This window comes from Streptodolium elevatio (genome assembly GCF_053592165.1).
In genome coordinates this window covers 190,948-197,600 of record NZ_JBSFVE010000017.1, presented here as the reverse complement: position 1 = coordinate 197,600, position 6,653 = coordinate 190,948, and the positions used below count along the sequence as shown (strand labels likewise).

Annotated in this window: 7 protein-coding genes and 1 pseudogene; 4 read left to right on the top strand and 4 right to left on the bottom strand. The window is 71.1% G+C overall.

The features are described from left to right. The 3 genes and pseudogenes from ACWD12_RS28630 to ACWD12_RS28620 all read right to left on the bottom strand — a co-directional run. Positions 1–200, bottom strand: a pseudogene (locus tag ACWD12_RS28630) (acyl-CoA synthetase); the annotation flags it as partial. Positions 201–394: 194 nt separating this feature from the next. After that, the gene (locus ACWD12_RS28625) at positions 395–1,135 is read right to left on the bottom strand and encodes a class II aldolase/adducin family protein (RefSeq protein WP_450101989.1); all 741 of its coding nucleotides are present in this window, start codon (positions 1,133–1,135) and stop codon (positions 395–397) included. Between the two features lie 55 nt (positions 1,136–1,190). Then, positions 1,191–2,417 carry an amidohydrolase family protein gene (locus ACWD12_RS28620; RefSeq protein WP_358360907.1) on the bottom strand — a complete coding sequence of 409 codons (1,227 nt, stop codon included), beginning with the start codon at positions 2,415–2,417 and terminating at the stop codon, positions 1,191–1,193. Between the two features lie 225 nt (positions 2,418–2,642). Between ACWD12_RS28620 and ACWD12_RS28615 the strand changes: the two genes are divergently transcribed. Further along, the gene (locus tag ACWD12_RS28615) at positions 2,643–3,374 is read left to right on the top strand and encodes an IclR family transcriptional regulator (RefSeq protein ID WP_450101988.1); all 732 of its coding nucleotides are present in this window, start codon (positions 2,643–2,645) and stop codon (positions 3,372–3,374) included. Positions 3,375–3,390: 16 nt separating this feature from the next. On the opposite strand, the gene ACWD12_RS28610 is transcribed toward ACWD12_RS28615, so the two are convergent. Continuing rightward, entirely contained in the window at positions 3,391–3,795 is a 405-nt protein-coding gene (locus ACWD12_RS28610; protein ID WP_450101987.1) for an SHOCT domain-containing protein, read from the bottom strand. Positions 3,796–4,210: 415 nt separating this feature from the next. Between ACWD12_RS28610 and ACWD12_RS28605 the strand changes: the two genes are divergently transcribed. The 3 genes from ACWD12_RS28605 to ACWD12_RS28595 all read left to right on the top strand — a co-directional run bounded on the left by ACWD12_RS28605 (position 4,211) and on the right by ACWD12_RS28595 (position 6,618). Then, a complete protein-coding gene (locus ACWD12_RS28605) occupies positions 4,211–4,603 on the top strand; it encodes a SulP family inorganic anion transporter (protein ID WP_450101986.1) in 393 nt (130 codons plus the stop codon). Between the two features lie 240 nt (positions 4,604–4,843). Then, positions 4,844–5,917: an NAD(+)/NADH kinase gene (locus ACWD12_RS28600; RefSeq protein WP_450101985.1), complete on the top strand. Its 1,074-nt coding sequence runs from the start codon at positions 4,844–4,846 to the stop codon at positions 5,915–5,917. Positions 5,918–6,159: 242 nt separating this feature from the next. Continuing rightward, entirely contained in the window at positions 6,160–6,618 is a 459-nt protein-coding gene (locus ACWD12_RS28595) for a chaplin family protein (RefSeq protein ID WP_450101984.1), read from the top strand. Positions 6,619–6,653 lie beyond the last annotated feature (35 nt).

Genomic DNA, 6,653 nt, shown 5'->3' with positions numbered 1-6,653 from the left:
CACATCGGGAACTCCGGCACGTTGTCCAGCAGCACACCCACGTGCGGAGCGGCACCCGCGGGCAGCCGGTCGGCGATGAACGCGGCACGGGCAGCGGCGGCCTTGGCAACCTGGTCATGCGTCCACACCAAGTCCTCGAACATCAGGCCGGTGCGGTGATCGCCCGTCTGCGCGTGGACCAATTCGGCGACCGTGACCATGGTGTGCTCCGTGAGTTGTCGGCTGCGAGCCGCCGGCGGTGAGTTGTCGGCGGTGGGATGTCGGCGGTGGGATGTCGGCGGTGCGTCGTCCGCGGGCGTTCGTCGGATGCCCTGCGCGCCTGTCGCTGCCGGTGTCACGCCGGACGGCCGCCCCTCCGGAATCGGCGGAGAGGCGGGCGCGACCGGCAGCGGATTCAGTCGTCGAGGAGCGTGGGGTCGGCGGCGAGTTCGGCGCGTACGCTCGCCTCCCAGAAGCCCCGGAAGCCGTTTCCGTCGCTGGTGCGTGTACGGGCGATCCAGGACTCGGGCAGCGGGCTGGTCGTCCGGCCGCCGGCGGCGCGGACCATCCAGGCGTTGCGGCATCGGGTCTCCAGCGCGACGGCCCGCTGGTGCACGGCGCGAATGGTGATGCCGAGCACGAACACGCCGTGTCCGGCGAGCAGCGCGAGTTCCCCGTCGCCCATCGCGGCGACCGTCCTGGCGGCGGCCGAGCTGTTGTCGACGGCGCCCTGGTACTCGTCGACCAGGACCAGGTTGCCGCCACCGCCGAGGCTCGAACTCTGGTCGTACGCGGGCGGAATCTCTCCCATGTCGGCCCACACCGTGCCGTACTGCGGGTGGTTGTGCATCGCCACCTGGACGTCGGGGCGGAGCCGGTGCAGTTCGAGGTGCAGCGGTATGCCGAGCGGTGCGGGCCAGTCGCCTTCGACGACCTTGCCCTCCAGGTCGATGCGGATGATGTCGCGCGGGCGGATCTCGTTCCAGGTGAGCAGCCACGGGTTGCACAGCAGGGTGCCGTCGCCGAGGTTGTAGGTGATGTGTCCCGCGAGGTGGTCGTTGTAGCCCTCGCGCCACAGGGTGCGGGCCAGCAGCACGATCTCCTGGGCGGGGGTGAGTTCGGGGATGAGCTTGTCGGCCGTCGGCACGAACGTCATGGCTTGCCTTCCTGAGGGAGTGTGACGGTCTGTCGGGTCCGTCGGGAGTCCGGCGTCAGGCGTCGAGGGGCAGGACCACGTCGGGCAGCGGGTGGCGGTAGAGCTTCGCGGCGTTCTCGCTGCACATCATCCGCAGTTCGGCGGGCGGGATGTCGCCCCAGTAGCGCTCGACGACGTCCTGCGTGTGCGGCCAAGTGCCGTCGCCGTGCGGGTAGTCCGTCTCCAGCATGATGTGGTCGACGCCGATGACGTGGCGCAGCGCGATCGTGGACGGGTCGTCGAGGGTGCAGAACCAGAAGTTGCGGCGCAGCACGTCGGCGGGGCGCTCCGCCCAGCCCAGGCCGTAGCCGGACCGGTCGATGATGTTGTCGAGGCGGTCGATGAGCATGGGCACCCAGCCGATGCCGCCCTCGCTCATCGCGATCTTCAGGTCGGGGTGCTTGACCGGGTAGCCGGACCACAGCCATTCGCTGCACGCACCGAGCGAGAGCTGACCGAACATCGTCGCGCCGATCTGCAACGTGGGGCCGCCCGGCGGGGTGGGGTGCATGCCGGAGCTGCCCACGTGCAGAGAGATGACCGTGTCCGTCTCGACGCACGCGCGGATGATCGGGTCCCAGTGGTCGCGGTCCCACAGCGAGGGCAGGCCGATCGCGTGCGGGCGCTCGGGAAAGGTCACCGAGGTGAAGCCCCGGGCGGCGTTGCGCTCGATCTCGGCGACCGCCTCGACCGGGTCCGACAGGTAGGTGATCCCGCCCGGGATGACGCGGTCGGGGTAGGCGAGGTACCACTCCTCGTACATCCAGTCGTTCCAGGCGCGTACGCAGGCCTTGCCGACCTCGGCGTCCTTCGCGTGGGCGAACACGCGGCCGCAGAAGCCGGTGATCTGCGACGGGAAGTTGAGCATGGCCCAGATGCCGCCGAGGTCCATGTCCTTGACACGCGCGTGTACGTCGTAGCAGCCGGCGCGCATCTGGTCGAAGCGGAAGGGTTCGAGGCGGACTGTCTCGGGGCGGCGCCCGGCGACCGCGTTCATGCCGACCTGCGAGTAGTGCTCGCCCTCGAACTCCCAGGTCTGCGCGCCGTTTTCGGCTTCGACGATGCGCGGGCCGCGGTCGCGCAGCGACGCGGGCATGTGGGTTTCGAACAGGTGCGGCGGCTCGACGACGTGGTCGTCCACCGAGATCACCGTGTAGCGGACCTCGGCGGGCTCGGGGTCGGGCAGGAACAGTTCGGTGTCGAGTACGGGCGGTGTCGGCCGGCTCGGCTGGGACTGCGTCATGGGGGCTCCCTTTCCGCCTTGCAATCCCGCTTGGCGTATCGTTCAGCGATACGATGTGTTGCAAGGCGACCTTCGGGTTCGGACTATAGGAGCCCGCTATATGAAGGTCAATGGGCATCGAAGCCATGCGGCCACGCTTCGTGGACGTGCCAGAGAGCGTCGGTGGACACCGTGTCGCCAAGCGATACGGTGTGCGTCGGAGCCGTCCGGTCGAGGAGTGTGTCGATGAGCGTCAAACCCCTCCAGAGCGTGCAACGCGCCCTGGAAGTACTGGAGGCGGTCGCCGAACACCAGCCGGTGGGAGTGGGTGAACTGTCCCGGCTGCTGGACAGCGACAAGAGCGCCGTCCAACGCATCCTCGTCACGCTGCACGCCAGCGGCTGGATCCGGCCCGCGGGCGGCGGTCCGACCGCCTGGGAGCTGTCCACCCGTCCCCTGATCCTGGCCGGCCTGTCCCGCAGACCCTCCGACCTGCCGGCGCGCGCCCGCCCGGTCTTGGAGGAACTGGCGCGCAGTACCGGCGAGACGGCGATGCTCGCCCTGCCGGACGGAGGCCGGATCGTGGCCGTCGACGTCGTGGAGAGCAGCCACCAGCTCCGCGCGGCACCGGGCCTGGGGTCGGTGCTCCCGCCGGCGGGCAGCGCGGCCGGGATCGCGCTGTTCAGCGCGATGGACCCCGACGAGATCGCCCGCTACGGCGTCGACCCGCACGATCCGGTCCTGGTGGCGGCGATGGAGCACACCCGCGAGCGCGGCTGGTCGCTCAACGCGGGCGCGGTGACCTCGGAGATCACCACCGTCGGCGCGGTCGTCCTCGACGACCTGCGCCGCCCCGCGGCGGCCCTGGTCGTCAGCGCCCCGACCAGCCGACTCGGGCCCGACCGCCAGGAGACCACGGGAGCCCTGGTCGGCGCCGCCGCCGCGCGTCTCGGCGGCCGCCGCGACCGACAGCCCTGACCACCGGCCCCCGTGGTCAGGCGAGCAGCTTGGCCTTCGCGGCTTGGAATTCCTCTTCGCTCAGGGCGCCGTTGGCGCGCAGATCGGCGAGCTTGCCCAGTTCGTCTGCCGACCAGGTGACCGTGGGGCGGTTGTCCGTGCCCGCGGCCTCGCGGATGTAGTCCTTCATCGCCGCGTCGGTCTGCTTGGCCTGGGCGACGTCGCGCCGACTCATGCCGCGGCCGCGGACGATGACGTACGCCAGGACGCCCGCGAAGGGCAGCAGGATCACGCCCACGATCCACGCGGCCTTGCCCCAGCCACCCATGTCGTCGCTGCGGAAGATGTCGGTGATGATCCGGAAGAGCAGGAAGAACCACATGATCCAGACGAAGAAGATCAGCATGGTCCAGAACAGGTTGAGAAGCGGGTAGTCGTCCACGGGCACTCCTTCGCGACGCCTCCGGGTAGGGGAGGCCATGATGCGGAGTAAATCCGACAATTCATATCAATTGCCTTCCGGGGTGTGCTCCAAACGCGGGGCGGCCCCCAGCCCGCGAGTCTGGCGTGGCCGTCATCGACGGCGGTGAGGCATCTACCGCGAGTCGACCCACTGCTTGTTTTGTTTGATTTGCCCGGTTTGCGGGTTGAATTTCCAGGTGGGATCGGTCCGCTTTCCGACGAACCGGGCGTGCCGCAGGTCGGTGATCGCCGTGGCCGGGAAGTCGGCCGCGGAAGTCGGCCGTCCCGGAAAGAGCGCGGGAGGGACAGCGGCGGGGAGGGGCAGGCGGCCGCGCACCACGTGAGGCGGAGTGTCGAACGGAGCGCACAGGGCGAAGGGCCGTACGGGCGGCGGCGTGCGGCATCGCGCCGGTGGGGCGTGGCCGGTCGCGGACTGGCTGCGGACGTACCGGCGGGACCGGCTCGGCAACGACACGATCGGAGCGCTGACCGCGTGGGCGCCGATTGTTCCCGAGTGTGTGGCGTACGCCCAGATCGCCGGGGTGCCGCCGCAGAACGCGTTCTACGGCGCGCCCGTCGCGCTGCTCGCGTACGTGCTGTTCGGCACGTCGAGGTTCCTGATCGTCGGCGCGACCTCGGCCGCCGCGGTGCTGTCCGCGGCGACCGTCGCGGACGTGTCCGGGGATCCGCAGCTCGCGGTCGCCCTGTCCGCGGCGTCGGTCGCCGACGCGGTCGCGGCCTTCCGACGGGACGCGCCGCACGGCCGGCCTCCGGTGCAGGGCGCGTGACCGGCGACCCGGTTCGGTCCGCGGCATCGGCCAAGGGCCGCGAAGTTGTCGCGGAATTGTCGCGGAGTTGTACGGCACTCGGGCGAATCGGATCGGGCATCCGGCCGCCGACCGCGCGCACTGCGGGGACTGCGGGGACCGTCCCTCGTAGCGTGGCCGAGATGCGGCGGCCCGAGTATCTGGCAGCCCGAGTGTCCGGCAGCCGGAGTGTCCGGCGGCCCGAGCAGCCCGGAGGCGGATGTGGCGGTGACCCGGCTGGGTCTTGTGGTGCACGGCGGCCGCCCGGAGGCGACGGCGGCGGCGGTCACGGTCCGCGCGTGGGCCGCGGAACACGCCGTGGAGTGCACGGACATCGATGTGTGGCGCGACGGAGAAGGGCGTACCGCCCGCGAGGAGATGGACGCCGCGGGCAACCCGGACCTCGTCGTCACGTTGGGAGGCGACGGCACTTTCCTGCGCGGCGCACGGCTGGCCGCCGAAAACGACGCCCTCGTACTCGGCGTGGACCTGGGCCGCGTCGGATTCCTCACGGAGACCTCGGTGTCGGCCATGCGGGCCGCCCTCGACGCGGTGCGCGAGGAGGTCATCGAGGTGGACAGCCGCATGCTGCTCACCCTCCGCGCCTCGCGCCGTCTCCAGGTGCCGACGGAGATGGAGGCTCTGATGAAGTACGGTCGCGGCCCGCTCCTGCCGCCCCCGCAGGTGCGGACCGACTGCGAGGTCGACGAAGTGTGGGGTGTCGCGCTGAGCGTCACCGCGCTCAACGACATCGTGGTGGAGAAGCTGTCCAGGGACCGCCAGGTGTCGGTCGGGGTGTACGTCTCGGGCCGACTCCTGGCGTCCTACTCGGCCGACGCGCTGCTCGTGGCGACGCCGACCGGTTCTACGGCCTACAGCTTCGCCGCGGGCGGCCCCGTGGTCTCGCCGCGCGCGGAGGCGCTCGTGTTCACGCCGGTCGCCCCGCACATGGCCTTCGACAGGTCGATCGTGGCCGGGCCCGACGAGCCGATCGGCCTGCGGGTCCTGGAGCGGTCGGGTGCGGCGGCGGTCAGCATCGACGGCCGGATCCAAGGCGTCCTCGAACCCGGGGACTGGATCGGCGTGTACGCGTCGCCGCGCCGCCTGCGCGTCGTACGGCTGGGGCCGATGGACTTCTACGGGCGCCTGCGTCGGCGGATGAACCTCACCGACGCCCCGGCCGCGGTCGCCGACGGGGCCGCGGCGCCGTTGTGGTCGGTGACCGGGCCCGTCCCGGAGGACCTTGCGCACCTGTCGCTGCCGGTGATTCGGGACGGTCCCGCGCCGGGGCGGTGATCGCGAACACCACGCGCCGACAACGCCGTTGGAGGCATGTGATGGTCAAGTAACATAAACGCCGTAAATGGGCTTTGGATTGGCAATGTTCTTTTTGAGTAACTTGCCCCCTCGGCGGCCGTTAGCACCTTCGCGGGAACAAGGTCCCGCCTCGGATACCGAAGGGGCCGGTGATTCCCGTGCGACACACTGCAAGCAAGCGACTGTTGGCTGCGGCTGCCACATCAGGTGCGATCGTTGCCGTGGTCGGTGGCGTCGCCCACGCCGACAGCGGCGCGGACGGAGCCGCCGCGGGTTCGTCCGGCGTGGCGGCCGGGAACGCCACGGGGGTTCCGCTCGACGTCCCCGTGAACCTGTGCGCCGACGGCCTTCGGGTAGTGGGCGTGTTGAGCCCGACGCTCGGCGGTGTCGCGTGCGCCAACGCCCCGGCCCCGGTCGAGACGCCGTCCGTGACACCCACGGAGCCGCCGACGCCGCCGCGGTCGCGCGTCATGCCGCCGCCCGAGGTGGTGCAGGCCACCACGCCGCCCGCACCTGTCAGCCGTGACCCGGGGACGCCGCGGCCGGCTGCGGCCCCCGTACCGCAGGCTGCCCGCCTCGCGGAGACGGGCGCCGAGACCTCGGTGCTGGCCGCGACCGGCATCGCGTTCCTGCTCGGCGGCACGATCCTCTATCGGCGGGCCAGGCCGGTACACGTCTGACGCCTGACCGTCGCTGCCCGGCGGCTGGCGGCCCC

Bases quoted from the DNA above. Each gene is read 5' to 3' on its own strand.
- ACWD12_RS28620 (WP_358360907.1), bottom strand. From the start codon at position 2,417: ATGACGCAGTCCCAGCCGAGCCGGCCGACACCGCCCGTACTCGACACC.
- ACWD12_RS28615 (WP_450101988.1), top strand. From the start codon at position 2,643: ATGAGCGTCAAACCCCTCCAGAGCGTGCAACGCGCCCTGGAAGTACTG.
- ACWD12_RS28625 (WP_450101989.1), bottom strand. From the start codon at position 1,135: ATGACGTTCGTGCCGACGGCCGACAAGCTCATCCCCGAACTCACCCCC.